We start from the raw sequence: 26,122 nt of genomic DNA on the forward strand, positions 1-26,122 counted from the left end.
GGGATATACTATGTCACGTTTTTTTATTAATCGCCCTATTTTTGCATGGGTGCTGGCTGTTTTGGTCATGCTCATCGGGGTAATATCCGTTATCAATCTACCGATTGAACAATATCCACGTATTGCACCGCCGACTATTTCGGTCAGTGCAAGCTATCCTGGTGCTAATGCGCAAACCGTAGAAAACTCAGTCGTACAGATCATTGAGCAGCGTATGAAAGGCCTCGATGGTCTGATGTATATGTCGTCATCGAGCTCGTCAAATGGTAGTGCTTCAGTGACGCTTACCTTTGAAAACGGCACAGATCCTGACACAGCTCAAGTACAAGTACAGAACAAACTGCAAGCAGCGATGAGCTCCTTGCCTGAGTCTGTTCAGCGTCAAGGTGTCAACGTCAATAAATCGTCTAGCAGCTTTTTGATGGTGCAAGCATTTATTTCTGAAGATGGCACCATGGATCGGGCAGATATTGCCGATTATATTAACTCTAATGTCGTCGATTCGATCAGTCGTGTAGAGGGTGTGGGTGAAGTTCAGGTCTTTGGTTCTACTTATGCGATGCGTGTTTGGTTAGACCCATCACGCCTACGTAGCTACAACATGATACCTTCAGATGTCGTCAATGCGATACGAGCACAGAATGCTCAGGTATCTGCTGGTCAATTGGGTCAAGCACCTGCCGACACAGACAAACAAGTTATCAACGCCACTGTTACTGTACAAAGTTATCTACAAACGCCTGAAGAATTTAAAAACATTCTACTAAAAACGGATACTTCTGGTGCACAAGTGCGCTTGGGTGATGTAGCAGATGTTGAAATCGGTAGTGAGAACTATAGCGTTGTCTCTCTCTACAATGGTCAAGAAGCAGCCGGTTTAGGTATTTCACTCGCTGGTGGCGCAAACGCCCTTGAGACTCGTGAAGCCGTCGGCGCACGTATGGCTGAGCTGGAAAAAAACTTCCCAATTGGTCTAGCCTCAGTCGTTCCTTATGACACCACACCATTTGTACGCTTGTCTATCGAACAAGTCGTTATGACCCTCATTGAAGCGATTGTGTTGGTATTTATCGTTATGTTCATTTTCTTACAGAACTGGCGTGCCACCATTATCCCGACCCTTGCCGTACCTGTCGTACTCTTGGGTACCTTTGCAGTGTTGTATATTGCAGGCTTTAGTATCAACGTCTTGACCATGTTTGCCATGGTATTGTCCATCGGTCTGTTGGTCGATGATGCGATCGTCGTCGTAGAGAACGTCGAGCGAATACTAGAAGAAGATCCTCACATCTCTATCAAAGATGCAACTATCCAGTCGATGGGTGAAATCAGTAAAATCGTTATTGGTATTGCGCTTATCTTGTCCGCCGTATTCGTACCAATGGCCTTCTTTGGTGGCTCAACAGGTGTGATTTATCGTCAGTTCTCTATCACGCTGATTACCAGCATGGTGCTCTCTGCCATGGTCGCGCTTGTATTTACCCCTGCCCTATGTGTGACATTGCTGAAACGTGGCAAAAGTCATGAAAAAGGCAGTACCGAAAAGCAAAAAGGCTTCTTTGGTTGGTTCAACCGCGGCTTCTTCAAACTTAGCCGTTCGTACGAAAACTTTGTAGGCAAAAGTATTCGTTTTAAATGGTTATACATGATTGGTTATGCAGCCATCATCGGTATTATGGCGGTCGTGTTCTTACGTATTCCAGGCTCGTTTTTACCAGAAGAAGATCAAGGTATTATGTTTACCTTGGTTCAGCTTCCTGCTGGGTCGACGCTGGATGAGACGCAAGACGTATTGGATAAAGTCAGAAACTATTACGATACCCAAGAGACTGACAACATTGCCTCTGTCTTTACCGTTGCAGGCTTTAGTTTTGCTGGTCAAGGCCAAAACATGGGTCTGGCGTTTGTACGCCTATCAGATTGGGAGGAGCGTTCTGGCGATGAAAACACCGCTCAAGCTGTCGCCGGTCGAGCGATGGGGTATTTCTTTACTCAGCTAAACGAAGCACAAGTATTTGCCATCGTACCACCAGCGATTACCGAGCTTGGTAATGCCAGTGGTTTTGACTTAATGATTCAGGACAGTGGCAACCTCGGACATGATGGGCTACTTGAAGCCAGAAACATGCTCTTAGGTATGGCCGCACAGAACGATCAAGTGGCTGGCGTCCGTCCTAACGGTCAAGAAGATTCGCCACAACTTAAAGTAAATATCAATCAAGAACAAGCGGCGGCTTATGGCCTGTCACTAAGCAATATCAACAGTGTCATCTCGACAGCGTGGGGCTCAAGCTACGTTAATGACTTCATCGATCGTGGCCGTATCAAACGCGTCTATGTACAAGGTGAAGCCAGCAGTCGTACCAACCCTGATGATATTGGCAAATGGTATGTAAGAAACGACATGAACGATATGATTTCGTTCGATGCCTTCTCTAGTAGTGAGTGGCAGTCAGGCTCACCGCGTCTTACTCGTTACAACAGCCTACCGTCAATGAACATCCAAGGTAGCGCCGCAACAGGACTAAGTACTGGTGAAGCAATGAGCTCAATGGAAGCGATGATAGACAAGCTACCTGAGGGTATCAGTTATGAGTGGACAGGCATGTCATTGGAAGAGCAAAAATCAGGGGCTCAGGCGCCAATGCTTTATGCGCTTTCAATCCTAGTTGTCTTCTTATGTTTGGCAGCTTTGTATGAGAGCTGGTCTATCCCCTTCTCTGTGCTACTAGTGATTCCACTTGGGGTATTGGGTGCAGTGATATTTACCTGGCTACGTGGTTTTGCCAATGATATCTACCTGCAAGTTGGTCTACTGACTGTCGTTGGTCTATCCGCCAAAAACGCCATTTTGATTATCGAGTTTGCAAAAGAACACCAAGAGGAAGGTTACAGTCTCAGAGAGGCCGTCATGACCGCAGCACGCCAACGTTTGCGTCCGATTATCATGACCTCGCTTGCCTTTGGTCTGGGTGTTGTGCCATTATTCTTGGCGAATGGGCCAGGTTCAGGCAGTCAAAACGCTATTGGTACTAGTGTTGTTGGTGGGGTAATCACAGCAACCCTCTTAGGTATCTTCTTTATCCCAATGTTCTATATCTGGGTACGTAGTGCGTTCCCGCATAAATATGAGAACAACACACCCAATGATAAAGATGGTGGCAATGGTACGCCTAACTCGCATAACCCAACACCTTCTGAGAGTTATCAGCCTGCAAGTCTTGGAGACAATACACAATGAGTGCTCAAAAAACATCTATCACTAACTCGTCATCGGTAGCTATTACAGCTGTCGATGCGCAGCCAGCACTATCTCGTTTGCGCAAAAATAGTGGCCGTCTGTTAGGGCTGACTGCATTGGCAATCAGCATGGCCGCTTGTAACACCATTCCAAAAGCGGATATGCGTCCTGTGCTAGCAGAGCCAAATATTCCTATACAGCAATCTTACGGTGCATTTGATAAAGAGACTGTTAGTAGTGCTGACCAAGCAAGCATTGCCAGTCAACGCTGGCAGAATTTTTATAGCGATGAGCGCCTAAAAGGTCTGATTGCTCTCGGTCTTGAAAATAACAAAGACTTTGAGAGTGCGCGCCTAGCCATTGAAAAAGCACGGGCCCAATATCAGATTACCGATATTAATGACTTGCCCGCTATCAACGGCAGTGCTGGTTATACTCGCTCAGCACAGAATCGTACTGATCGAAATGCGAGTAGTAGCTACAGTGTCAACTTGGGTCTTGCCAATTATGAGCTCGACTTTTGGGGTAAAATCTCAAGCTTAAAAGATCAAGCATTGCAGAATTTCTTGGCGACCACAGCAGCCAAAGATGCGACCCAAATCAGCTTGATTAGTAATATTGCCCAAAGCTACGCCAATCTAAGCTACAGCTTAGCGCAGTTAAAGCTGGCTGAAGCTACAGTCGAGAGTCGTGAACGCTCGCTCTTTATCGCGGATAAACGTTTTGAAGCAGGTATCGATCCTAAGCTACCTTCACTACAGTCTTCTGCCTCATTAGAGAATGCCAAGCTTGCGGTATTACGTGCCCAGACCAGCGTTCTTCAATCACGCAATGCATTGCAGTACTTAGTTGGTGGCGCGATTCCAAACGAGCTTATCCCAACACCTGCTGTCAGTAATATCACCAGCCAGCAGATATTTAATGCTGGTCTACCAAGTGAATTACTACGTTATCGTCCTGACGTGCTACAAGCAGAATACAACCTGAAAGCTGCTGGTGCGAATATCGAAGTGGCGCGTGCCTCTTACTTCCCATCTATTAGCTTGACCAGTAGTGTGGGCGTCAGTAGCGGCAGCTTAAATGACTTGTTTAAAAATGGTGCCGTTGGCTGGTCATTTGGACCTAGCATTAGCGTCCCTATCTTTGATGCAGGCCGTCTAGATGCCAACTATGATGTGGCTCAAATCGAACGTGAGCAAACGCTTGCTAGTTATGAGAGCTCTATTCAAACGGCATTCCGTGAAGTGTCAGATGTACTTGCCACGCGTGCAACTCTTGGTGAGCAGTTAGAGGCGCAGTATCGTCTGCAAGATAATTTTGAGCAGACATATCAGATAGCAGATGCGCGCTTTAAAGCCGGTATCTCGAACTATCTGGACGTACTTGACGCGCAGCGTTCACTGTTCTCTACTCAGCAAGGTATCCTAGATTTAGAGCTACAGAAAATCGTTAGCCAGATCGAGCTGTACCAAGCGCTTGGTGGCGGTGCGAACCTTGATGTACCGTCTGTCATCCCTGTACCGCAGCACACCAACTTGGCGCAGATTGTCACTGGAACTGCTACTAGTGCAAAAACCAAAGCGACAAATGCCATTAAAGCAGCTGGTTCAGCGCGTGTGACTACGCCACAAGAAGCTGTCGCTATTAAGCAGTCGCAAGCGGTAGAAACGACTACTTTCAAACCGACTGCTATCGTCGATGTTAATGATGATGGTAAGAAGGATGCCGCTGTCGGCGTGGTCACTGAAGAGACTCGCTTTAATAACAATAGTGTTGAACAAGTTCCTGTGACCCAGATTTTTGAGCCTTAAATGACCCAGCCTTAATCTGATGACGCAGCTCTATCATCACATTGACAGTCGATACGTACTATCAGCCCTACCGACTTAACGTGGTGGGGCTTTTTGCTTTTATTGACGTCTTTTGGTTATAGTAGGCTCACTTTATACAAGCTCTCTTTATATACAGCCACTTATAAAACACAGATTTTGATAAGCTGATTCTATAAAATACCGCTTATAGCGATATTATTTTAACCATGTAACATGATAACTATTAAAACAATCATAAGGAATTATTATGAGCTATACCTTTAACCGTCAGTATCCTGCTACTCGCTTACGTCGTCTGCGCTACAACGACAATGTACGTTCAATGATTCGTGAAGTAGAGCTGCACCCTAAACACTTTATTGCCCCTGTCTTTGTCTTAGAAGGCGAAAACCAGCGCGAAACCATCGCTAGTATGCCGGGCGTTGAACGCTTATCGATTGATTTGCTAATCAACTATGCCAAAGAATTGTTAGCAGAAGGTGTCACAACCATCGACCTTTTTCCTGTGATCGATAACGCTTTGAAAACACCAGACGGCAGAGCCGCTTATGACGAAAACGCCCTGACTGCACGTACGATAAAAGCGGTCAAAGATGCTGTGCCAGAGATGGTCGTCATGACTGATGTAGCATTAGACCCTTATACCTCACATGGTCAAGATGGTCTGCTTGATGACAGCGGTTACGTCATCAATGATGCAACTATCGAAGTACTGGTCAAGCAAGCGCTGGTACATGCGCGTGCCGGTGCAGATATCATCTCTCCTAGTGACATGATGGACGGCCGTATCAAGGCCATGCGTGATGCGTTTGAAGCAGAAGGTTTTGTGAATACGGCTATTATGGCTTACTCAGCCAAATATGCTTCTGCTTACTACGGCCCATTCCGTGATGCCGTCGGCAGTGCTGGCAACCTAAAAGGTGGCCATAAGAAACAGTATCAGATGGACTTTGGTAACCGTGCTGAGGCGTTACATGAAGTGGCTATGGATATCAACGAAGGCGCAGATATGGTCATGATCAAACCAGGTCAGCCTTATCTTGATTTGATTCGTGAAGTCAAAGATACCTTTGGCGTACCAACCTTTGCGTATCAAGTATCTGGCGAATATGCCATGCATATGGCAGCCATTCAGAACGGATGGTTAAGTGATGCAGTGATTTTAGAGTCGCTGATTGGTTTCCGCCGTGCTGGTGCTGATGGCATTTTGACCTACTTTGCTCTAGAAGCGGCTCGTCAGCTAAACAATGCCTAATAGTAATTACACTAACTTTTATAATGTAAAAACCCCAGTTACCTATTAGTAGCTGGGGCTTTTTTTGAATATTTTTTGATGAATAAAACTATAGACGTGCACGGTCATGTGGCTCATTAAAATCAATCACTGGGCCAGCAGGGACAATACGCGTGGGATTAATATTGGCATGACTGGTGTAATAATGCTGCTTGATATGATTCATATTTACCGTCTCTGCGATACCAGGTACCTGATATAAGTCACGCAGATATTCCCAAAGGTTTGGATAGTCAACGATACGACGCAGATTGCATTTAAAATGCCCAACATAGACAGCATCAAAACGAACTAAAGTCGTAAACAGTCGCCAATCGGCTTCAGTTATAGTGCTCCCTGTCAGATAACGCTGATGTGCTAAGCGCGTCTCAAGTGTATCTAATGCCGCAAATAGCTCAATTACAGCCTCTTCATAGGCCTCTTGTGTGGTAGAGAATCCTGTTTTATACACGCCATTGTTGATAGTTGAATAGACAAAGGTATTGATATCATCAATTTCTTGCAATAACTCTGCTGGCACAAAATCACCTGCTAGCGCACCAACCTCATCAAAGGCAGAGTTAAACATGCGAATGATTTCAGATGACTCATTACTCACGATTGTGTTTGTTCTTTTATCCCACAAGATAGGTACGGTGACACGGCCTGTATAGTCTGGCTTGGCCTTGGTATACAGCTCATAGGCATAGTCTGCATTGATAACTGGATCAGCAACGACGCCTGCACCTTCTGCAAACGTCCAACCATACTCACCCATATACGGATGTACTACAGATAGCGGAATGATGTCTTCTAAGCCTTTAAGCTTGCGATAGATAAGGGTACGGTGTGCCCAAGGACAGGCTAGCGACACGTATAGATGATAGCGGTCAGGTTCGGCTTTAAAGCCCTCAATACCTGTGGGCCCTGCGCTACCATCTACCGTTACCCAGTTTCTAAAACCAGCATCTTCACGCTGAAAGCGGCCGCCACTCTCTTTTGTCTCATACCACTTGTCTTGCCACTGCCCGTCTACCAAGAGACCCATGTTATTCTCCAACTGTTTTTAATATTTGTTTAACGCTTAGTCAGCATGACTGACTTGAAGTCATTATTATCATGACGATTACGTTGTTTAGAGAGATATCATATCAGTTATAAGGGTTTAATCATTAGCGTCATCTCGTTTATTAACAATAAAAACTAAACATGCTAAATTAAATATTTAGTAAATATACACAAAAATATATCTAAATAACTAATATAAGCCTGAATAGCAGATATTATGATAATAAAAGAGGTTTATGCTAAAAAAGACTTGCAAAGTCTGGGAAACTTGCTAAAATGCTCAACCTAAATAGGCGTATAGCTCAGTTGGTTAGAGCGCTACCTTGACATGGTAGAGGTCGTTGGTTCGAATCCGATTACGCCTACCAGATTCGAAAAGCCCCAATCTTAAGATTGGGGCTTTTTTTTGTCCGTGAAATATGGGCTGTAGGTTACTAAATGATTAAACACTGCCTGACAGCTCATTTTTGAAAGATAGCGAACATTAGTAGCAAGCTCAAAATCATGCGCTGCAATTTAGGTTTGCTGTACCGATTCATCATAGTTATGAAGTGGTGCGATACGTTTAGAGAAATCAGGCTGTGGATAGCTGAAAAAATAATCTGAATTATAAGCATTTACCAACTCTTCAACAGAAACACCTTCCTCAGAAAGAGATGGCTTTTCACAAAAAGATATCAATTCTGTTGGATTATTATCAATAGGATCAGAGACGTTGTTAGTATTGAAAAACCCATAAAAATGAGGCTGTACGTTGACAGGTATGGGTATAGTTATTAGTATCGTTTTGTTCTCAGCGTGCATTCGCTAATACTTCAGCACGCTCATTAAGCTCGTCTATCAAGGGTTGTAAATATTGCGAGTCAAACTCTGGTCTTGAGAGTGGTAATATAGTTTGAAAAAATTCATGAGCCCAAACCCATTGATAGTCGGCTGTTTGGGTATATCCATATAGTTTAAATTTCTTTAATATGCTCTTGGCTTGTACAGGGTTTAGATGAATGTGTGATAACACACTAAGATAAATGGCAAACCCTAGCCACACTCTAATCAGCTCATAGTTAATATTAGAGTCAGCTAAATCTTCAAAATTGTGTTTGATCAGGGCCAATAATGAGTGAATATCTGCTCTCTTATGATTTCTTCTGGGCCTATCATAATTTGGAAGAGTAGAAACTAAAGCGTTGAAATTTAAGCACTAATGAGTGTTCGAGTGGTAATGATAAAAGACACATCTAACTACTCTGAACTCATCTATGTTTTCGTACGAAATATCGTGCGGTAGCAATTGCTGTAATGCAAAATCGATTTCAACTTCATCCATCGTACGACTTCTTTAAAGGAGTTTTTTTGCGCGAATTGTAGTAACCAGCTTCTGAGAGTCAAATTAAGTTGACAAATACCTTTTTCGTTAATTTCACACTGTTAAACAACCTCATACAATCATCCTCAGACAGCTGCCTCTTTAATTGCTGATAACAGTTAACTAAATTTAATACACCTCTATACCTGATGATAAAAAATACTATCTCATTAAGAGCGTAATACTTAATTTGAGAGTCAGTTAACTTTTTGCTGACGCTAAAATTTAATTCGGATTCATAGATACTGATATCTTGTATATCAGTAGTGAGACGATAATTCAGAATAAAAAAATTGTCGTAGAATAAATATCCTCTACTACCTTGCTTTTCCACTTGAGACACTTGCGAACACTGAATTCGAGTCCAAAATTCAATATCGCTCTTTAACATGTAAGGCAAAATAAGGTGATTAAATATTTTATAGTAGCCAATATTAGCTTTATGAACACTTAGCTCTTTTTGCCTTAAATCGTTTAGATAGATCTTTTTCATAAATACTAAAATCCAAACATGCTTGTTGAAATCTTGTATTATTCAATCTACTAATATCTAAAATAATTGCAAGCAATTATTATAAAATATCTATTATTTTCAGTAACTTATATCTAAACATATCAAAGAACACCCTTTTCACCTAAGCTTAATGTTGAGGCTGCATATTTTGGTATAATGGACATTTTCCATGCTGGCATAGGGTCTAACGCTATATACTGTCTGTATTTGCAAGGAATCAACGCCATGAATCAAAAAACTGCCCTTTTTGTCGTGAAAAACACACCAAGCAGAATGGGCGCAAACTAGGCAAACAGCAGTACCAATATCTAGTTTACAAACGGCAGTTTTTAGGTGGTACAAGACTTAATAATCAAACCTTCTGGACAGAATATACTCAAGGTAAACAGACCTACCAACAACTGGCGGATAAATACCATTGTAGTGTTAAAACTATCCAAAGACGACTAGACAAAGTCAGTATCCAGTATCAGATTAAGCGACCTAAGACTGCTAATATCATCATGGACACCACCTACTTTGGTCGCAAGTTTGGTTTAATGGTCTTTATGGACAACACCACTAGAACCGTTCTCTCTTACGCGATAGTGAGTCATGAAACTAACAGCGCTTATAAGGAATGAATCATATAGCTAAGCGTCTTAGAAGTGCTTATCGTAGCATCAGAACCAATAGTGACTGGCTATTCACTTATCGAGAACACAAGCATTTAGATATACCAAATACCACTAATTCTCTTGAAGGGTTATTCAGTGAGTTAAAGCGACAATTATACAGTCATCATGGGTTAAATGAGAGACGTAAGTTAAGGTTTATTAAAGACTTTCTACTATCAAAGTCTCTCAAATAGCATGAATTTTATCCATTACACTCATATTTTAGAAGAGGGATGACAATTATTCTGATATAGACGGCTAAAATAAATAATAAATTAGGATTGATGACTCATAACTACGAATCGGAGAAATATTAGAAGATTTTATGGAATATTATCTTGGTGAAAATCTAGAAAACATAGCACATAGAAATCTTAAAAATTTGTTTCAAGTTACTTATGAAAACAGAACATGCTTATCCCCTTATATTTCTAGTTAATCAGAGTTTATCAAAGTGATAACTTCCCAAGTTGATCTCTACGAATTTGACGGCAGCGGTCAAAACTGCTTTCATTTTAATAGAAAAAAGTTTTAAACGTGATTAATCGTATAGTATAAATACTTGAGTTTTAAAGCTTCCTATTCTTAGGTTAAAACAGTCTCTTAAACTCTCATAAAAAACAAAAGAATAGTTTTACTGGAGAGTTTACACAAAAACCAAGCCATCTTCAGTCTGATGCACCTTAATATCGACATCATAAACATCGCTTAATTGTGGACGTGTCATCACCTCACTAGGCGTTCCTTGTGCAACAATTTGTCCATCATTTAACAATACTACCTCATCAGTATAGCGATGTGCATGGGTCAAATCATGGAGGACCACCAAAATACTTTTGCGTTGCTGTCGCACCAAATTTTGCAAATAATGAAGTAAAAAACGCTGATGGCGGATATCGAGGTGATTGGTTGGCTCATCGAACATCATGATTTTAGTATCTTGCATTAGCGCCCTTACGATAGCCAAGCGCTGTTTTTCACCCCCTGATAAGGTTTGCACGCGAGCACTGACCAAACTTGATAACTCAAAATCCTGTAGTAAATGTTGCGCGCGCTCAACATGATGGCTATTTGGGCGCTGGTACCATGCAAGATTTGGCGAGACACCTAACAACGTATAATCCAATACCGTTAACGGCAACTCAAAACGCTCATGTTGTCCAACCCAAGCGATATGACCATTATTCATGACCTCGTTGATAGGCTGACCGTAAATCGTAATCTGACCATCCGTTTTGAGCGCGGTTCCTGTGTGTTGACCCAAAACCGTGTGCAGTAACGTGCTTTTACCCGCGCCATTTGGTCCGATAAAGGCGACCAGCTTTTGGCTTGGCACTCTTAGCTTTTCTATCTTTAACAATGTTTTATGACCATGCGAGATATGAATATCTTGCATCGACAGTAACTCGACTGCATCAGTACTCTTAATATTACTGTCACGATTCGCAGACGATGTTTTTGATGTAGCCGTAAAAAATGAATGAAACATAAACACTCTCTCCGATTAACGGCGGCTACTACGCACAAACAGCCAAATAAAGAATGGACCGCCAAGCAACGCTAAAACGATGCCAACAGGAACATCCACTGGATAAGCGACATGCCGCGCCGCGCCATCAATAACGAGTAATAATATCGCCCCAAGCCAGCCAGACCAAATCATGAGACGCATACGTCCGCCGCCAAACAGAATAGCCAGCAGGTTTGGCACCATCATGCCAATAAAACCAATGACGCCTGCTAAAGACACCGCCGCCCCCGTCAATAATGCCGAGGCAATCACGACCAAACAACGAACCAGACCTACCTTGATCCCCAAGGATTTAGCAGCTGCCTCACCTAACATCAACCCATCCAACTGACGACCTAATGGTAATAAAATTGCCAACCCCAATAACATAGAGACAATCGAATAACGCAGCGGTACAAAGCCCGCTTCCGCCATACTACCTGATAGCCAATTCGTCGCGGATCGAAGCACCATGTCATCAGACATGAATAAAATCAGGCTGACCACAGCGGCACAAAAAGCACTGATGACAAATCCCAATATCAGTAAGCCCATCTGTCCGCCACCTAAAAACCGATGACAAGCGAGAATAAACAAGCACACCAATACGCTCCCGATAAACGCTGCAAGCGGTATCCCAATGCCACCAAATCCCAATGCCAGTACCAAAACAACACCAAGCGCCGCGCCACCTGACGTACCGATTAAGCTTGGGTCAGCTAAAGGATTCTCAAATAAAGCCTGTAATGCTGCACCACTAACTGACAACGCCATACCAACCAGTAATGCCGTAACCACGCGCGGATAGCGTAGCTGCCAAATAGTATCGCCAAGATGGCTAGGGCTTGACCATTCGCCAAAGCCAATACCAAGCGCCAACCAAATTAGCAATACAGATATGACAGTGGCGGCAATATAATAGATGCTATGTTTGTGTTTTCCAGTTTGTGTAGGGATAGAAGCAGAAATCATATTTGCCATGTGAAATGTCATTTCGTTGAATATAAGATAAAGTATTTTTACTTAGACTATTTTGATACAGCGTTCAGCTTCTTTAAGACTTCAGGCGAATGTAAGCCATACCGTAGAAAGTCATCTGCTGGCCAAAAATGTACGCCGCCCTCCTTACCTGCTGCACTTGCTGCAATCTCTGGACGTTTACTAAATTTACTGACCCCGCCAACCATTGCCTGATTATGATCAGCAATAATAATCACATCAGGCTTTGCTGCCAGCCAGCCTTCACGTGACATAGGTTTTAGCCCTGATACGTTTGCAGCGTTAATTCCACCAGCACGGCGAATCAACTCATCCCCTACCGTGCCCTTACCTGCAACGATACGACCATCGTAACTTAATAAATAACGCTTACCCGTCTTTGCCATTGGACTCATCCCTGCATTCCAACGCTTCGCAAGCTCCGATCCTTCGGATTTTTTATCAACGTAACTGCCGATGGATTTAATGCTATTGGCAAAGGTGTTTACTTCTTCTTTAGGCGCTACATTGACGGCTTTAATCTTTAAGCCTTTTAGCCGCTGATAAATACTCGCAGGCTGCACCATATAACTACCGAGTACCAAGTCTGGCTTGACCGCCAACACTGACTCGGCGGTGATATTACGGTGCATACCCACGGCTGGCACGCTCTTTAACGCTGGATTATGATTGGTCGCATCTTTACCAACCAATTTATCGGTCGCTCCTAGTGCCACCACGACGTCTGCAACATCGGGGCTCATCGCGACAATACGATCATAAGCTTGGGCAGAAAGTGAGGGCACAGCAAATGCGCCAATAATAGCCGCAGTGCTGATAGCACGACTCATCAATTTTTTATTTATCACTGAGTGAGTTATTACTGTTTTTGATAATGCAGAAGACATAAGCATTCCTAATTTTCTAACGTAAAAAATGACACTATTAACAGAACCATTAACGTGCATTAAGCATCCCAAATAACTCACACAACAGCTATGACTTATCCGTTATGTGAGTGTCAATATCGCAAAATTTTCTGATTTTTTATGACAGGTTTACACGCTCTGTTCTTCAGCCATTGCAACTGCTGCTAAGGCTTCTGCATATGGATGCGTTTCGACGACCGTCGAGACAATTTGCTGCCATGCTTCAAGCTCAGGCGTGCCTTCAATTCGCTGACCAAACACGCTAAAGATACTGACGCCATGATCATCAAAACCTTCGATGCAAGTCACAATGCCGTCTTTGGTTGGGCGCTTAACGCTCCACACTTGCGCCAATGCTTTGTCTTTTAAATGCAGCGTAAAGTCATTATGGTCTTTATCTAAAATATTAAACCAATCGCCCATGCGCTTTAGCGTCTGCACGGTGCCAGTCTGAATCTGCACCAGACCACTGTTACCGACAAATATCATAATCGGACATTTGGCATCACGCGCTTGCTCAAATACCGCTTCGACCGCGCCAATATCAAGCTGCTGCGTCATCTGCTCTGGTGCTTGACGGTAGCTACTAGCACGATCTATATCGAGATTTTTTAATAATGAATGAAACTGATGCACATCCGTCATCGCCTGCCAGCCTTGCTGTAGCTTCGCGCGCGTATCTTCACTTAATACCTTGTAACGCCAGTCATTTAGCGGCTCTTGTGCTTCTAACGTCAGCGTCTCACTATTCCCCGTTTGCTGCTGCTCCTGAATCATCGCTTGCCAACGGCTGATATTCTCATCACTCAACTCTCGTAGATACACTTTGTCGATAGCAGCACCTTGAGCGTTATAAAATTGAATACTATAAGAGGGCTTATCAGCGCGGCTGGTATCTGTTACCGCCAACATATGCTGCCATTGCCACATAAAGAATCGCAAATCTAGACCACCCACATTGAGTGCCAATCCCATCTTTTCACCAAGCTTAAGATTGTGATATAGCGCGGTTTTTTCATGCACTGCCAACTCGTTTCTGACGATGCTTTCCATTTCACCAAAGTTTTCAAATTGCTTTAATACAGCTTTACACTGATCACCCATATACTGGCTATAAGGCGAGGCTAACATCAGTTCAAACTCGCTGATGCCTAGCGCAGCCGCTCCCTCTGTGGGAAATAGCATCTGTGTTTTTGCTTTTAATGCTTGGTACTGTTGCCACAGCTCAGTATTTTTTTTAGTTAACGATAACGGTTGTCTCATGATGGTCTCCATAAAATAAATAGCAGTAAAAAAGCCAATGATCTTGGCTATGTAGTATTAAGATATGAATATCTTTAGAAAATAGTAGCGACTGTGATGTTTGATAAGACCAATGCCTGCAGTACTACAGTGCTTGCAATGATGCACCAAGAGTGTCAAGCAAACTTTTAGCAATTATCGCTTCCAATTCATCATTTATAATTTTGTCTTTAGGCTTCGGGCAAAATCATTATGGCAATATTTTTTCACTTTGTAAATAATAATAATTATCATTTACATCTTGATAATTATTATCGTTTGAAATACTATGTCTGTGCTTTGTTACTAAATCTAGTGAATCAAGTAACCAAACCTTTAACAATTAACACTATGAAAAGGTCGCTTTAGATCGCTCTTTTTGTAGAGAAAGGTCTTTAAGTAACACGACTTTCTTACTCTCTCTTTTTACGATGGCTGTCTTATTTATGTCAATTTTAGCGTTTGATTTATCGTTGACTCATACGGGACTAAACACCCATCCCTCACTACTGCATCGTAGCCCATTAGCCATAAGTGTGGCATTAGCATTGTTTACATTTACGTCAGTTTCAGTCCAAGCAGCGCCAATTTTCGCAGAGACGAATGGTGATATGACTAACGATGCAGCCATGCCCAGCACACGTTTAGACCCTATCGTGGTAACGGCGACTCGCTCTGAGCGCGCCTTGAGTGATTCGCCAGTTGCCCTGCAAGTACTTAGCCGCCAGCAGCTCGATGACAACCATGCTCATACTTTAAAAGAAGCGCTAGCCTTGTTGCCTAATGTCTACTTACGTGAAGTCCACGGCAAGACAGGTTACGAAGTCAGCATGCAAGGCTTCACAGGTGATCAAGTATTGGTGTTGATTGACGGTTTGCCTATTACGGCAAGCACTGGCTCGACAGTAAACTTGAATCAATATATGAATATGGATATCGAACAGATAGAGGTGGTGCAAGGAGCGGCATCAGCGCAGTTTGGTAGCGCGGCGATGGGCGGCGTCATTAATATCATCACCAAACCCATTGGCGCAGCAACAGGACATATCACCACCGAGATTGCCAGCAATGGGCAGCAAAACCCATCAGGTAAAAAGCTAGATGCCAATAAGCGCTATGTAGAAGCCAGCGTGGAAGGGGCGTTAGATAAAAACCAGCGCTTTCACGCGCGTCTATCAGGCTCGTATCTGGACAATGATGGCTTAAGCTTAGACCATGAAGCATGGCCGAGATTAAAAGATGCTAGCGAGCAATCACAAGTCAGTGCCCGCTTCAGCTACCGCCCTGACGGTAACGACACATCAGGTAATAACAATGACCGAAACGATAACCGATTGGTCAAAAACTCTCAATATTGGCTAGAAGCCAGCCACTATAAAGAAGACGATATCAGTCGCTTTAATTATTATGTCGCGCCCCGCTATTTGGCACAGCAAAGAGATGAACACATCAGCAAGCAGCGCTTTAGTGTCGGTGCGCGCGCTGATATCGCGCCGTATGTTGATGATCGCAGCAGGACTTATCGATTGTCCGCTCAAGCGTTGCATGAGGAATATCAAAGCGAATCTAATACTAAAACACAGCAAGCCATCATTAGTGCCCGTGATACAGAGATTAGTACGACGTTGGCGCAAGCCCAGCTCGACCTACCTGAGCTATTGCTATCCGATAAGCACCTTCATATTATCCAAGTCGGCGGTCAGGTTCAGCAAGACAAGTTAAGCCAAACGAAAAACCAAGTCAGCGAGCTTATCAGCGATGACGTCAGCCGTGATGTCGGTGAGCTGTATCTACAAGATGATTGGCTGATCGGCGATAACTGGGAAGTGTTGAGCGGTATTCGCTATCAAAATGATGAAGACTTTGGTGGTCATACGGTGCCAAAAGTATCACTCAAATACAATCATTTAGATGCAAGCGGGCGCGACCATGTCTTTCGTAGCAGTATTGGCGGTGGTTATCGTGTGCCCAATCTAAAAGAACGCTACTACGTCTTCGACCACAGCAATTTGGGTTATCAAGTCATGGGCAATCCTGCCTTGCAGCCTGAAACTTCAACCAGTTACCAGATCGGCTATCAAGGTCAGCTGAGCGACACCATGAATTTGACGCTAAATGGTTTTTATAACGAGATAGATGACCTAATTCAGACCGATGAAGACAATGCGAGCTTTGAGGGAAATATCGCCATTTATAAATATATGAACGTCGATAGTGCCAAAACCTATGGCGGCGATATTGGCATTGATTGGCAAGTAGATGAGCGCGCCAAACTGCAAGCCAGCTATGCTTATTTAAAAACGCATAACAATGTGACGGATACCGAACTGACCTATAAGCCCAATTACAAAGCGATGCTAGCACTAGATTATCAGCTTAATGACAAATTACAGCTAATCCCGCGCCTCAATTATGAATCCAAACAGCTGATTAGTACCAGCGAACAAGCGTATTCACCGTCTTGGTGGACACTCGATAGCAAGCTCAATTATGACGCAACTTCAAACTTGAGCTTGTATGCAGCGATTAATAATATCTTTGATGTGCAGCGTGATGTCACCGATACCAGTGACTACCGTCCCATTGATAATCGCGAGTGGTTACTTGGCGCCAGCTACCATTGGTAAGCCTTTAATTCACAATCATTCTAAAGCAAGTGTATTTGTACCGCTATTTTTACCCTTATTTTGTACCCTCTATCTGAAACCACAACCTTCAAGGAAGCTGATATGACCCCAATTATCCCAGCAGTTTACACCAAGCCGACCAAATTGGCATTACTGTTTAGTGGCAGCATTTTAGCACTCAGCATGACTGGCTGCGGTGGCGGCGGTGATGGTACAAGTAATGACAGTAGCGGTAACGGTGGCACTACCCCGCCTGCTAGCAGTGCCAGCTTTAGCGAAACGGTCACTTGGCAAGTCACCAATCTAGCGCCTAATACTGCGACCTGTTATGACTTTGATGCCAAAGTTGAAAGCTCGTGTGCTGAAGATAAATGGGATATCAAGTTTGATAACCAAGCGCGTTCGGTCAAGCTTTGGTCAAATAGCGGTGATTCTGGCGATGGTAAAGGCGGCGTTTTTGGTTTAATCGATTGGTCAGATTTGAGCCGTTATAGCAATGCAACTCAAGATCCTGATACCAGTCGTGATATTACCATGCACTACAATGAAGACCGTAGTGGCGGTATTTTTGATGCAGAGCCTTGGTTTGAGTACAACTTAAAAGGCAACCATCAGCTATATCCGAATAATCGTGTCTACCTTGTCACCACAGATAATAGCAGCGCCATGACAGACAGCAGCGTACAGCAGCCTATTTATGCTCTGCAGATTACCAACTACTATAATAATGCTGGAACCTCGGGCTACCCTACTCTGCGCTGGATTGATACGGCGCTACCGAATAAGGTACAGACGAAAAATATCGATGCCTCAAACAATGATAACTGGGTCTATTTTGATTTAACCACAGGAAAAAGTAGCAGCGATAAAAACAGCACTTGGCAGATTGGTTTTAAGCGTAACAGTGTTATTTTAAATGGTGGCGACTCTGCTATTGGCGTTAATAAAGGAAAAGCTGGTGGCTTCTTATCAAAAACACCAGTAGGGTATTATGATGATAAAGGCGAGCCAATCGCTAGTAAGTTTACGACTGATGGTAGTGATGCCACACTAGCTGATTTAACTAACACTGCTACCTACGATAAACCACTGAGTGCCAGAAATTGGGTCATTGATAGTAAAGGCTCGGATCTCAACCCCGCTTATACCGGCAACTATCCGAACCTAGATTTCGGTTGGTATACCTACAATGGCATGACCCATCAGCTAAACGCCAAACCGATTGACAGTGCTCAAGGTGCACTCATTAGATCCGCTGAAGGTAACAGCTATGCACGCATGCGTCTGGATAAAATTAACTATCCTGATAGCTCAGCAACAACTGCGACCTCATGGGAATTTACAATAGACATTCAGCCTGCTCCTTAGCCTTCTACCTTTTGAGTTTCGCTCAGCTAAATTTAACTTATACATACTCCATTATTTCAGCAAATAAATACATCACTTCAACTGCCCTTCGCAAGCTATTACAATTTACGAAGGGCAATTAAATTAGACAGCTGCTAAGATTAAAGCAGGACCCATTTATACTGCCTCTGGAATATCTTCAGAGTTTCGGCTCTCCTTCACTAATTCGACACCATTAGGATCACCATACGATGACGTCCATTTAGAGTTCTTAGCCTGACTGTCAATTGCTTATGCAGCTTTAATTGGCATAATAGGAGTATTGATATTCTGGAATAGACGGCTAATTAACAATGAGGCGCTGGTTGAAAAAAGTAACAACGAAATTTTTGCGGCTGTCTTGGCCATGAGTGATTTACCTTTACTAAATTTTTTAATACTTTCTTGCATTTTTAGCGCTCAATAATTATTTATAATAACTTTTCTTATGGGAAAAAAGAAGGCTCTTTAGTGATAATTTCAAGCTTTAGATGCATTGAGACACTCCCTAAAATTAGAATGCTTTTAGGTATAATAGAACTCCAAAAACTAAAAGTTGATAGTGACTATTATGGCTAAATTTTCTTTAGATAAGCCCAGCTTTGCTAACTGTCCTATTGCCCGTAGTCTGTCGGTATACGGCGATACTTGGTGCATGCTCATTTTACGTGATGCCCATATGGGGCTTACTCGCTTCGATGAATTTCGCAGTAGTTTGGGTATTTCCCCCTCGATGTTAACCAAACGCTTGGCAACATTGGTAGATGAGGGCTTATTCGAAAAAAGACGCTACTCAGAGCTGCCACCGCGCGAAGAATATCTACTCACTCAATCTGGGCAAGACATATTACCCGTATTATCTATACTAGCAACCTGGGCCCACGCTCATAAACCGGGTGAGGCAGGCGTACAGATACCCGTCTTTATAGATTCAGAAACAGGTGTGGAGATTAAGCCTATCGTCATTGATAAAAATACTGGGATCGAAATTGGCAAACGTGCTATACAGCAACGAAACTCATAGATTATTCGGTATTTATAGTGAGTTAGCAAAATGCTTCTTACCAATAATTACTACTGAACGTATCCTAATCGTACTAAAAAATTTATAGTCACTATCTTTTTAGTAGTAACTACTTTATTTTTAGATTATTATCTTCTTCCTAGATAATATATGACCCACTACTCTTTACTTGCGTAAAAGTAGGCTACCTTACTTACACTGACGTTTGTTGATTTAGGTAGATTATTACGAGAACAGGTTATATATAGACTCACGATAAGCTTGAGCAGATCTGGTTTGATGATCAATCCAAGTCCACTATTCAATAAGTTACTTTAAAGCTGCTATAAAAATAATCTTAAAAAGATTGAGCGTAAAAATAAATCATATAAAAAAGGATTGTAAAATGGATGTTACAAAGATGGATGCTGCGGATGTGATGGCTACTTGGGAAGCTGACGATTTGCGAGTGCGTGCTAAATTAGGCCCTGCAGGGATCACATCGCCTTCTAAAATGGTCAGTATGAGTGGTAAAGAGCTATTTGATGCCATGTTTGCCGGAGAATTACCGTCACCACCGATTGGCGAGACGCTTGATTTTATTCCTATCCGTATAGAAGACGGTCATGCCCTCTTTCAGGGTCGACCAGGTAAACAACATTACAACCCATTAGGTAGCGTACATGGTGGTTGGTTTTGTACCATTCTTGACTCTGCTGTTGCCTGCGCTATTCACTCAACCTTGCCAGCTGGTAAAGGCTATACCACGTTAGAGATCAAAGTAAACATGATCCGTGCTTTAACCAAAGCAATCCCATTGGTGCGTGCTGAAGCTAACATCATCCATGTCGGAAGACAGACCGCCACGGCTGAAGGTCGCATTGTTGGTGCTGATGGCAAATTGTATGCTCATGCCACCACGACTTGTTTAATATTTGATATGCAGTAGTGAGAGTAGTGACTGATTTTTACTAAAAATGATCTTAATCATTAGCTAATAATAATAACAATACCATGCAAACATTCGAACGTACGATGACTTTAGAGGGTAAAAAAGCACGCTATTATGATCTATCGACTCTAGCGAGTAGTGATACAAATATCCCACGACCTGATACTCACTTTTATGGTGGTAATGGTTTTACGGTGGCGTCTATCTCCCTTTATTGACCAAGCTCAGTGAGCAATTCACTGTCACCAGTCTCGCCATGCGCGGCTCTTGGCATGATTTAACCACCTTGAAGAAACTCACCCGTGAGCAAGATGCGGATATCTTGATTGATTTTTTAGAGAAAACTCAAGACAGACCTGTGATTGGTATGGGACACTCTCAAGGCGCGACTGCCACCGCGATTGCGGCGGCCAAACGTCCAGAGCTATTCTCAGAGGTGTATTTGATAGAGCCTGTTACGCTTACTAAATCTCAGAAACTCATTATTGATTTGTTACCCAGTAGGTTCAAAATAGGTAAAGAACCCTTCAAAAGTACGCAAGCTAAGCAAGCAGCTTGGAAAAGTATAGAAACATACTATGACTATCTACGGGCACATCGTGCCTTTAAGCGTATTGATGACGACAACCTTTATGTCTTCGCAAAAAATAGTCTTGTCGAAAACGAACAAGGGCAATATAGTCTGCTTTTCGCACCTGATCGAGAGTTGGCAAGCTACTTCGACACCCCTTTCGTCAATGACGCTTTAAAAGGGCTGAGCGCTCTTGTTCTTCCTTACACCATTATCGTTGGTAAACCTTCTATGTTTATTAACGATGAGGTTCGTAAAATTTGGGAGCATCTTATCCCTGTTGAACGCATCATTGAGCTATCAGACAATGGACATCTGCCGCCAATGGAATCGCCTGAACAATGCGCGAATATTATTATGAAAAATGTTACGAGCTACTAAGCCACCTTAGGCTCAGACTTACTACTCGCATAAATAAAATAAAGTGCAATAGCCAAGCAAACCAACGCCGCCATTCTACTGACCGAAAGGCTAATCGCCTCATTCCCCAACCAGCCAAGATTATCGATCAGTACGCTCATACTTAGCTGACCAAAAATAACCGCTACCGTTGCTACAGCAGTCCCAATACGCTGGACCGCAACCACCATAATGACAATGTAAGGCACACCGCATAAGGCACCAAGCAGTTGCCATTTAGGGACATCCATCAAAGTAACGGTATGATTTGGCTCAAAAAATAAAATAAGCAAAGCGGTCACAACCGCACCCACAGAAAAGGTTAAAAAGGCACTTTTAAACACCCCAACATTGCTGCCAAGGCGACCATTTAATGCTGCCTGGATACTTAAAGCCGCACCGCCAATTATTGCTAATAAAATCATTAAAATAAGCATTATTTAGGTTATCCTTTTGACATAAAAATAAGGGCGGCAATAATAAAAAATAAAGCGATAATTCGCTTAATATCTATTTTCCGTTCCATGGATTCGAACAAACCATAATGATCTATGATTAAACTTTGAAATACTTGCCCAGCCAATATTCCAATCATCGTCAGCGCAATGCCAATGACAGGCGTGACCACGGTTAATACCACTACATAAACAGGCCCTAAAATACCACCTATCAGTAATAAGGGCGGCTGTGAGAAAAACGAAGGACTCTCGCGCGGACTAAAAAATAACATCAAGAAGAATGTCAGAGCAGCACCCACACCAAAAATACTCAATGTCGCCCACAACTCACCCACTTCACTTCCTAAAGGACCTAGCAATCCTGCCTCAACGGAAAGCCCCATGCCGCCTAACACAACAATGAGTATCAATAAAATTTGCATAAAAAATTCCTAATGAGCAATGTGGCGTAGTGTACCGCAGCCTATACCCATTAAAAAACGCTATAATATAGAAATGACCTTTGCATAAGTTGCACAAATGAATACGGTAGATAACATCAGCATAAAAACCTTACTATATTTTATAGCGGTTTTTGACGCTCAGAGTTTTTCGGTAGTGGCTCGAAAAGAAGGGGTGTCGGCTTCTAAAGTGTCGCGTATTATCAAGCAGCTAGAAGACTCACTGGGACAGCAGCTTTTTTACCGTAATACACGCGCTGTTATTCCTACTGAGGCAGGTCACGTATTTATGCGCTATGCAAAATACATGACCGAGAGCATGAGTGCAGCACAGCAGGAGCTTCAAGACCGGACATTAGAACCGGGTGGTTTAATTAGAATAAACGCTCCCGTATTTTTTGGACAACGACATATCGCACCTTGGCTGCCACAGCTTAGTGCTCGGTATCCTAAACTACAGATAGAGTTGAGTTTAACGGATGACTTTATTGATCCTCATCACTATGCAACAGACGTTATTTTTAGAATTGGTACCTTAAATGATTCTACCTTTCATGCGCGTATTTTTGGTGAGCAAACCTATCATCTTGCCGCCTCTCCATCGTACATAAGCACGCATGGTAAATTGCAAGTGCCAGCAGATCTGACACATCATAAATGTTTACTGTATAAAGGTTCAACAGGACCCAATCGTTGGCTTTTTAAAAAAGGAAGTGAAGATTGGACGCCATTCTTAGCACCCGCTTTATTGATGTCCAATAATGCAGAATCTTTATTGGTATCTGCACTCAAAGATATGGGGATTGTGCTTTTTCCAGATTGGCTCATTGGTGAGCATTTAAAGAGTGGTGAGCTTATCAAGCTACTGCCTAATTATAGTACGGCCGTCAAAACCACACCTCAACATATCGCAGCTATTTATCCTCATACTCGTCATGTCTCTCTAAATGTCAGAGCATTAATTGATTATTTTGCTAAAGTTTATGGTCATCCTCTTTATTGGCAACTCAATTAAAAAAAACAAGCATTTAAAGCAATAAGTATCGATGCACCTTATGAGGAAAAAGTGCAATAGGAGTATGTAGTTGCACCCATTCAGGAGCGTTCTTAACTTAGGTTTTTCATTGTTGAGAAAATTAGGATATTTTTCAAGTACCAGATTAGGTTTTGTTTTGGGTATACCTTTAACAGTTTGTATGAACTCTTAACTAAACACATTAATGAAGGGTTTATGATAAATTTATAATTTGGAAAGAGCTACAGAAGGTAAGTTTTAATGATTACATTAGCTGAAGAATTTCTCTTACTCAGAACAATTGCCCACACTCAAGATTATGGAAGAGTGATTAACGAGTGTGCAGTATTGGAAACGTGGTTTGAAATAATACGTCACTACCCAATTATGCGCGAGTGGGTATCTCTAAATAAAACAGTTCCAATAGAAGTCCTTGAAACGTTGACATACGATGACAGTCCTACCATTAGAGGGAGTATTGCTAGGAAAAACAAAATAACTAGAGAAATATTTGAGGTCTTGGCAGATGATAAAGACGCCTCTGTCAGAAATAGACTCGTCTATAATAAAAACATACTAAAAGACTTGCTATTGAAGTTAACCAATAATGATTAATCGCTCATCAGAAAAAATGCTACAAATAAGATCAGTGAAAAGTTTTGATTAGGCAAAGCTAAACAGATCGACTCCTGTATAGGGCATCGAATTATCAGCTATATAGCAAAAAAGCCTTACCGCTAACGAGAGAAAGACATGAAAGAGGATAATAAAGGTTTTTTTAGTCAGCGCACATTTAATATATTTTTCTCTGGAGTATTTGTTTTCATTATGGCTATGATGTTCAAAGAAAAATTAGAAAAGCCAGAGAACTATTTGGAAGATGTTAAGAAAAGCGAAACCGTTGCTAGAGAACAGCTTGCACCACCTTTAAAGAAAGTATTTGTAGACGCATTGATATCGGAAGGTCGAGCAAGCAGAGGTAGTAGCTCGCTACGTTACGGAATGACATTTAAAAATAATAATAGTATAACCGACGATGATATAAATAAAATTGGGGAGGATGGTTGGATACAATATAGAAAAGAGTATCAAAAGGAGAGAGTACACTTTTTCTGTAAAAATAAGTATGAGTTGGAAGTTACAGAGGATCAAAGTTATATTTCTACAATTATAGAATATAGTACATCATCTCCATGTTGGGACTTTGAGGAGACTTTAAAGAAGGATTTTTATCAGTTGGTAAAATAACTCCCTATAGTGGCACTTAAAACTTCAGCAATAGTTCTATCCAAGGCTTCTTGAGCTTGGAAAACTAACGTTCTGTACACCATGAAGTACATTAGATTCAAGTCCTCACTAGGGTACCGTATCTTCAGTACTCTATAAGTGATGATGATTTCATAAGTCATTACAATAGTAGTGAGCTATGCTGAAAAAACTGTAAAAGTAAATTTGAAAGATTATCGTTTTAAAAAAGTCTAGGTCACTGTTTGTTTTTATTAAGGTATACTTTTTTATACATCATAGACACTTTTACAGGTCTGACTAAATAGTATACCGATACTGTCCCTTATTACTCCATCCATGGGTCAAAGTGCTGTACTTATTCAATGAAACCGAGAACAGGGTAAGAGAAAACAATGACAGAGATCAATGGAAAGCGGTTATCCTATCTTTATGAAGCAGTAACGATGGGTACAATCAGGGCTGCTGCAGATAAGCTAAATATTGCTCCCTCGGCCGTCAGCCGACAAATATCTCTGTTAGAAGAAGAATTAGCGAGCACGCTTATTGAACGGCACCGCAAAGGGGTAACGCCGACAGAATCTGGTAGTATTCTCTTGCAGTTTTATCGAGAATCCCTCTCTGCTGAAGAGGCTTGTGTTTCCAAATTACAGGCGGTGTTGGGATTACAGCGAGGTCATATAAAGCTAGCCGTGGGCGATGGTTTTATTGGGGATTTAATGCTGGGCCCATTATCTGATTTTTCCCGTCTATATCCGGCGCTCACACTATCAATCAGTACGGGTGGATCAAACGAAGTGATTCGTCAGGTTGAGGAGGACGAAGCGCATATTGGTCTAGTATTCCATTCTAGCAGTCATCCGCGCATCCGCTCACAGGTTGTCAGTGCTCAGCCAATGTATGTGATTGTTTCGCCCGATCATCCATTAGCCAATCGAGATACACCGATGCAGTTGGAAGAGCTTTTAGAATATCCAGTGGGACTGGCCGAAAATCGTTTTGGTGTACGCCAGTTAGTAGCGATGGCTGAATTTCAACAAAAGATTCGATTTAGCCCTACCCTAACCACCGACTCATTTAATGTACTAAAGAATTTTGCTCGCTCAAATATGGGGTTTACTTTTCTACCGTATTTTGTCGTGTCCAAAGAAGTCGAAGACGGACATCTGATCGCCATTCCTATAGACAATACGCTACTGGCAAGCGGTGAAGCGCACCTGATTACGCGGCTCGGTCGTCATCTCTCCCAAGGTCCGCATGAATTGTTACAACATCTAAAGTTATGGATGAAAGACTTATAAGAGGGCTGCGTGCCAGCAATATCGCATTGCTGACGTACTAGTAAATTGCGGCCTGATAAGGTATATCCCCAGCAGGCCAA

21 protein-coding genes and 1 tRNA gene are annotated in these 26,122 nt (G+C 42.4%); 14 read left to right on the forward strand and 8 right to left on the reverse strand.

Annotated features, from left to right (window positions below):
* Positions 1–10 precede the first annotated feature (10 nt).
* From IEE84_RS09325 to hemB, 3 genes are all read left to right on the forward strand, one after another.
* Positions 11–3,241, forward strand: a complete 3,231-nt coding sequence (locus IEE84_RS09325) for an efflux RND transporter permease subunit (RefSeq protein WP_191113965.1) — start codon at positions 11–13, stop codon at positions 3,239–3,241.
* Complete coding sequence (locus IEE84_RS09330; protein ID WP_191113966.1) at positions 3,238–5,052, forward strand: efflux transporter outer membrane subunit; 1,815 nt, start codon at positions 3,238–3,240, stop codon at positions 5,050–5,052. The genes IEE84_RS09325 and IEE84_RS09330 overlap by 4 nt, the downstream gene beginning before the upstream one ends.
* Positions 5,053–5,320: 268 nt before the next feature.
* Entirely contained in the window at positions 5,321–6,328 is a 1,008-nt protein-coding gene (gene hemB, locus IEE84_RS09335; protein ID WP_191113967.1) for a porphobilinogen synthase, read from the forward strand.
* An 88-nt stretch (positions 6,329–6,416) separates the two neighbouring features.
* Here hemB and IEE84_RS09340 read toward each other — a convergent pair whose 3' ends face one another.
* Positions 6,417–7,394 carry a glutathione S-transferase family protein gene (locus IEE84_RS09340; protein WP_191113968.1) on the reverse strand — a complete coding sequence of 326 codons (978 nt, stop codon included), beginning with the start codon at positions 7,392–7,394 and terminating at the stop codon, positions 6,417–6,419.
* Between the two features lie 311 nt (positions 7,395–7,705).
* Here IEE84_RS09340 and IEE84_RS09345 point away from each other — a divergent pair.
* Positions 7,706–7,782 (forward strand) — tRNA-Val (locus IEE84_RS09345).
* A 148-nt stretch (positions 7,783–7,930) separates the two neighbouring features.
* On the opposite strand, the gene IEE84_RS09350 is transcribed toward IEE84_RS09345, so the two are convergent.
* The 5 genes from IEE84_RS09350 to IEE84_RS09370 form a co-directional block, all read right to left on the reverse strand.
* Positions 7,931–8,218, reverse strand: a complete 288-nt coding sequence (locus IEE84_RS09350; protein WP_191113969.1) for a hypothetical protein — start codon at positions 8,216–8,218, stop codon at positions 7,931–7,933.
* Positions 8,219–10,593: 2,375 nt separating this feature from the next.
* Positions 10,594–11,436 (reverse strand): ABC transporter ATP-binding protein, encoded by an 843-nt coding sequence (locus IEE84_RS09355; RefSeq protein WP_191113970.1) that lies wholly within the window; start codon positions 11,434–11,436, stop codon positions 10,594–10,596.
* Between the two features lie 15 nt (positions 11,437–11,451).
* The gene (locus IEE84_RS09360) at positions 11,452–12,438 is read right to left on the reverse strand and encodes a FecCD family ABC transporter permease (RefSeq protein WP_191113971.1); all 987 of its coding nucleotides are present in this window, start codon (positions 12,436–12,438) and stop codon (positions 11,452–11,454) included.
* Positions 12,439–12,485: 47 nt separating this feature from the next.
* Positions 12,486–13,343 carry a heme/hemin ABC transporter substrate-binding protein gene (locus tag IEE84_RS09365; RefSeq protein WP_224737738.1) on the reverse strand — a complete coding sequence of 286 codons (858 nt, stop codon included), beginning with the start codon at positions 13,341–13,343 and terminating at the stop codon, positions 12,486–12,488.
* 150 nt (positions 13,344–13,493) lie between these two features.
* Positions 13,494–14,627 carry a ChuX/HutX family heme-like substrate-binding protein gene (locus IEE84_RS09370; RefSeq protein WP_191113972.1) on the reverse strand — a complete coding sequence of 378 codons (1,134 nt, stop codon included), beginning with the start codon at positions 14,625–14,627 and terminating at the stop codon, positions 13,494–13,496.
* A 464-nt stretch (positions 14,628–15,091) separates the two neighbouring features.
* On the opposite strand from IEE84_RS09370, the gene IEE84_RS09375 reads away from it, so the two are divergent.
* From IEE84_RS09375 to IEE84_RS09395, 6 genes are all read left to right on the forward strand, one after another.
* Positions 15,092–17,272 (forward strand): TonB-dependent receptor plug domain-containing protein, encoded by a 2,181-nt coding sequence (locus IEE84_RS09375; RefSeq protein ID WP_191113973.1) that lies wholly within the window; start codon positions 15,092–15,094, stop codon positions 17,270–17,272.
* Between the two features lie 102 nt (positions 17,273–17,374).
* Entirely contained in the window at positions 17,375–18,640 is a 1,266-nt protein-coding gene (locus IEE84_RS09380) for an HmuY family protein (protein ID WP_191113974.1), read from the forward strand.
* 589 nt (positions 18,641–19,229) lie between these two features.
* The gene (locus IEE84_RS09385; RefSeq protein ID WP_191113975.1) at positions 19,230–19,682 is read left to right on the forward strand and encodes a winged helix-turn-helix transcriptional regulator; all 453 of its coding nucleotides are present in this window, start codon (positions 19,230–19,232) and stop codon (positions 19,680–19,682) included.
* A 385-nt stretch (positions 19,683–20,067) separates the two neighbouring features.
* Positions 20,068–20,610 carry a PaaI family thioesterase gene (locus tag IEE84_RS09390; RefSeq protein ID WP_228724806.1) on the forward strand — a complete coding sequence of 181 codons (543 nt, stop codon included), beginning with the start codon at positions 20,068–20,070 and terminating at the stop codon, positions 20,608–20,610.
* 65 nt (positions 20,611–20,675) lie between these two features.
* Complete coding sequence (locus tag IEE84_RS13145; protein WP_224737741.1) at positions 20,676–20,831, forward strand: hypothetical protein; 156 nt, start codon at positions 20,676–20,678, stop codon at positions 20,829–20,831.
* On the forward strand, positions 20,828–21,565 hold the full coding sequence (locus tag IEE84_RS09395) for an alpha/beta hydrolase (protein ID WP_224737742.1): 738 nt from the start codon (positions 20,828–20,830) through the stop codon (positions 21,563–21,565). The genes IEE84_RS13145 and IEE84_RS09395 overlap by 4 nt, the downstream gene beginning before the upstream one ends.
* On the opposite strand, the gene IEE84_RS09400 is transcribed toward IEE84_RS09395, so the two are convergent.
* Positions 21,562–22,020, reverse strand: a complete 459-nt coding sequence (locus tag IEE84_RS09400) for a DMT family transporter (RefSeq protein WP_191113976.1) — start codon at positions 22,018–22,020, stop codon at positions 21,562–21,564. The genes IEE84_RS09395 and IEE84_RS09400 overlap by 4 nt on opposite strands.
* 8 nt (positions 22,021–22,028) lie before the next feature.
* Complete coding sequence (locus tag IEE84_RS09405) at positions 22,029–22,463, reverse strand: DMT family transporter (protein ID WP_191113977.1); 435 nt, start codon at positions 22,461–22,463, stop codon at positions 22,029–22,031.
* A gap of 97 nt (positions 22,464–22,560) precedes the next feature.
* On the opposite strand from IEE84_RS09405, the gene IEE84_RS09410 reads away from it, so the two are divergent.
* From IEE84_RS09410 to IEE84_RS09425, 4 genes are all read left to right on the forward strand, one after another.
* A complete protein-coding gene (locus IEE84_RS09410) occupies positions 22,561–23,496 on the forward strand; it encodes a LysR family transcriptional regulator (protein ID WP_191113978.1) in 936 nt (311 codons plus the stop codon).
* Positions 23,497–23,757: 261 nt separating this feature from the next.
* A complete protein-coding gene (locus IEE84_RS09415; RefSeq protein WP_191113979.1) occupies positions 23,758–24,111 on the forward strand; it encodes a hypothetical protein in 354 nt (117 codons plus the stop codon).
* A gap of 138 nt (positions 24,112–24,249) precedes the next feature.
* Positions 24,250–24,744 carry a hypothetical protein gene (locus tag IEE84_RS09420; RefSeq protein WP_191113980.1) on the forward strand — a complete coding sequence of 165 codons (495 nt, stop codon included), beginning with the start codon at positions 24,250–24,252 and terminating at the stop codon, positions 24,742–24,744.
* Between the two features lie 443 nt (positions 24,745–25,187).
* Complete coding sequence (locus tag IEE84_RS09425; protein ID WP_267442785.1) at positions 25,188–26,042, forward strand: LysR family transcriptional regulator; 855 nt, start codon at positions 25,188–25,190, stop codon at positions 26,040–26,042.
* The last annotated feature ends 80 nt before the right edge of the window (positions 26,043–26,122 follow it).

The organism is Psychrobacter sp. 28M-43 (genome assembly GCF_014770435.1).
GTDB lineage: Bacteria > Pseudomonadota > Gammaproteobacteria > Pseudomonadales > Moraxellaceae > Psychrobacter.

Coding starts and splice junctions, on each gene's coding strand:
- IEE84_RS09325 (WP_191113965.1), top strand. CDS start 11: ATGTCACGTTTTTTTATTAATCGCCCTATTTTTGCATGGGTGCTGGCT.
- IEE84_RS09330 (WP_191113966.1), top strand. CDS start 3,238: ATGAGTGCTCAAAAAACATCTATCACTAACTCGTCATCGGTAGCTATT.
- hemB (WP_191113967.1), top strand. CDS start 5,321: ATGAGCTATACCTTTAACCGTCAGTATCCTGCTACTCGCTTACGTCGT.
- IEE84_RS09340 (WP_191113968.1), bottom strand. CDS start 7,394: ATGGGTCTCTTGGTAGACGGGCAGTGGCAAGACAAGTGGTATGAGACA.
- IEE84_RS09350 (WP_191113969.1), bottom strand. CDS start 8,218: ATGCACGCTGAGAACAAAACGATACTAATAACTATACCCATACCTGTC.
- IEE84_RS09355 (WP_191113970.1), bottom strand. CDS start 11,436: ATGTTTCATTCATTTTTTACGGCTACATCAAAAACATCGTCTGCGAAT.
- IEE84_RS09360 (WP_191113971.1), bottom strand. CDS start 12,438: ATGGCAAATATGATTTCTGCTTCTATCCCTACACAAACTGGAAAACAC.
- IEE84_RS09365 (WP_224737738.1), bottom strand. CDS start 13,343: ATGTCTTCTGCATTATCAAAAACAGTAATAACTCACTCAGTGATAAAT.
- IEE84_RS09370 (WP_191113972.1), bottom strand. CDS start 14,627: ATGAGACAACCGTTATCGTTAACTAAAAAAAATACTGAGCTGTGGCAA.
- IEE84_RS09375 (WP_191113973.1), top strand. CDS start 15,092: ATGTCAATTTTAGCGTTTGATTTATCGTTGACTCATACGGGACTAAAC.
- IEE84_RS09380 (WP_191113974.1), top strand. CDS start 17,375: ATGACCCCAATTATCCCAGCAGTTTACACCAAGCCGACCAAATTGGCA.
- IEE84_RS09385 (WP_191113975.1), top strand. CDS start 19,230: ATGGCTAAATTTTCTTTAGATAAGCCCAGCTTTGCTAACTGTCCTATT.
- IEE84_RS09390 (WP_228724806.1), top strand. CDS start 20,068: ATGGATGTTACAAAGATGGATGCTGCGGATGTGATGGCTACTTGGGAA.
- IEE84_RS13145 (WP_224737741.1), top strand. CDS start 20,676: ATGCAAACATTCGAACGTACGATGACTTTAGAGGGTAAAAAAGCACGC.
- IEE84_RS09400 (WP_191113976.1), bottom strand. CDS start 22,020: ATGCTTATTTTAATGATTTTATTAGCAATAATTGGCGGTGCGGCTTTA.
- IEE84_RS09405 (WP_191113977.1), bottom strand. CDS start 22,463: ATGCAAATTTTATTGATACTCATTGTTGTGTTAGGCGGCATGGGGCTT.
- IEE84_RS09410 (WP_191113978.1), top strand. CDS start 22,561: ATGAATACGGTAGATAACATCAGCATAAAAACCTTACTATATTTTATA.
- IEE84_RS09415 (WP_191113979.1), top strand. CDS start 23,758: ATGATTACATTAGCTGAAGAATTTCTCTTACTCAGAACAATTGCCCAC.
- IEE84_RS09420 (WP_191113980.1), top strand. CDS start 24,250: ATGAAAGAGGATAATAAAGGTTTTTTTAGTCAGCGCACATTTAATATA.
- IEE84_RS09425 (WP_267442785.1), top strand. CDS start 25,188: ATGGGTACAATCAGGGCTGCTGCAGATAAGCTAAATATTGCTCCCTCG.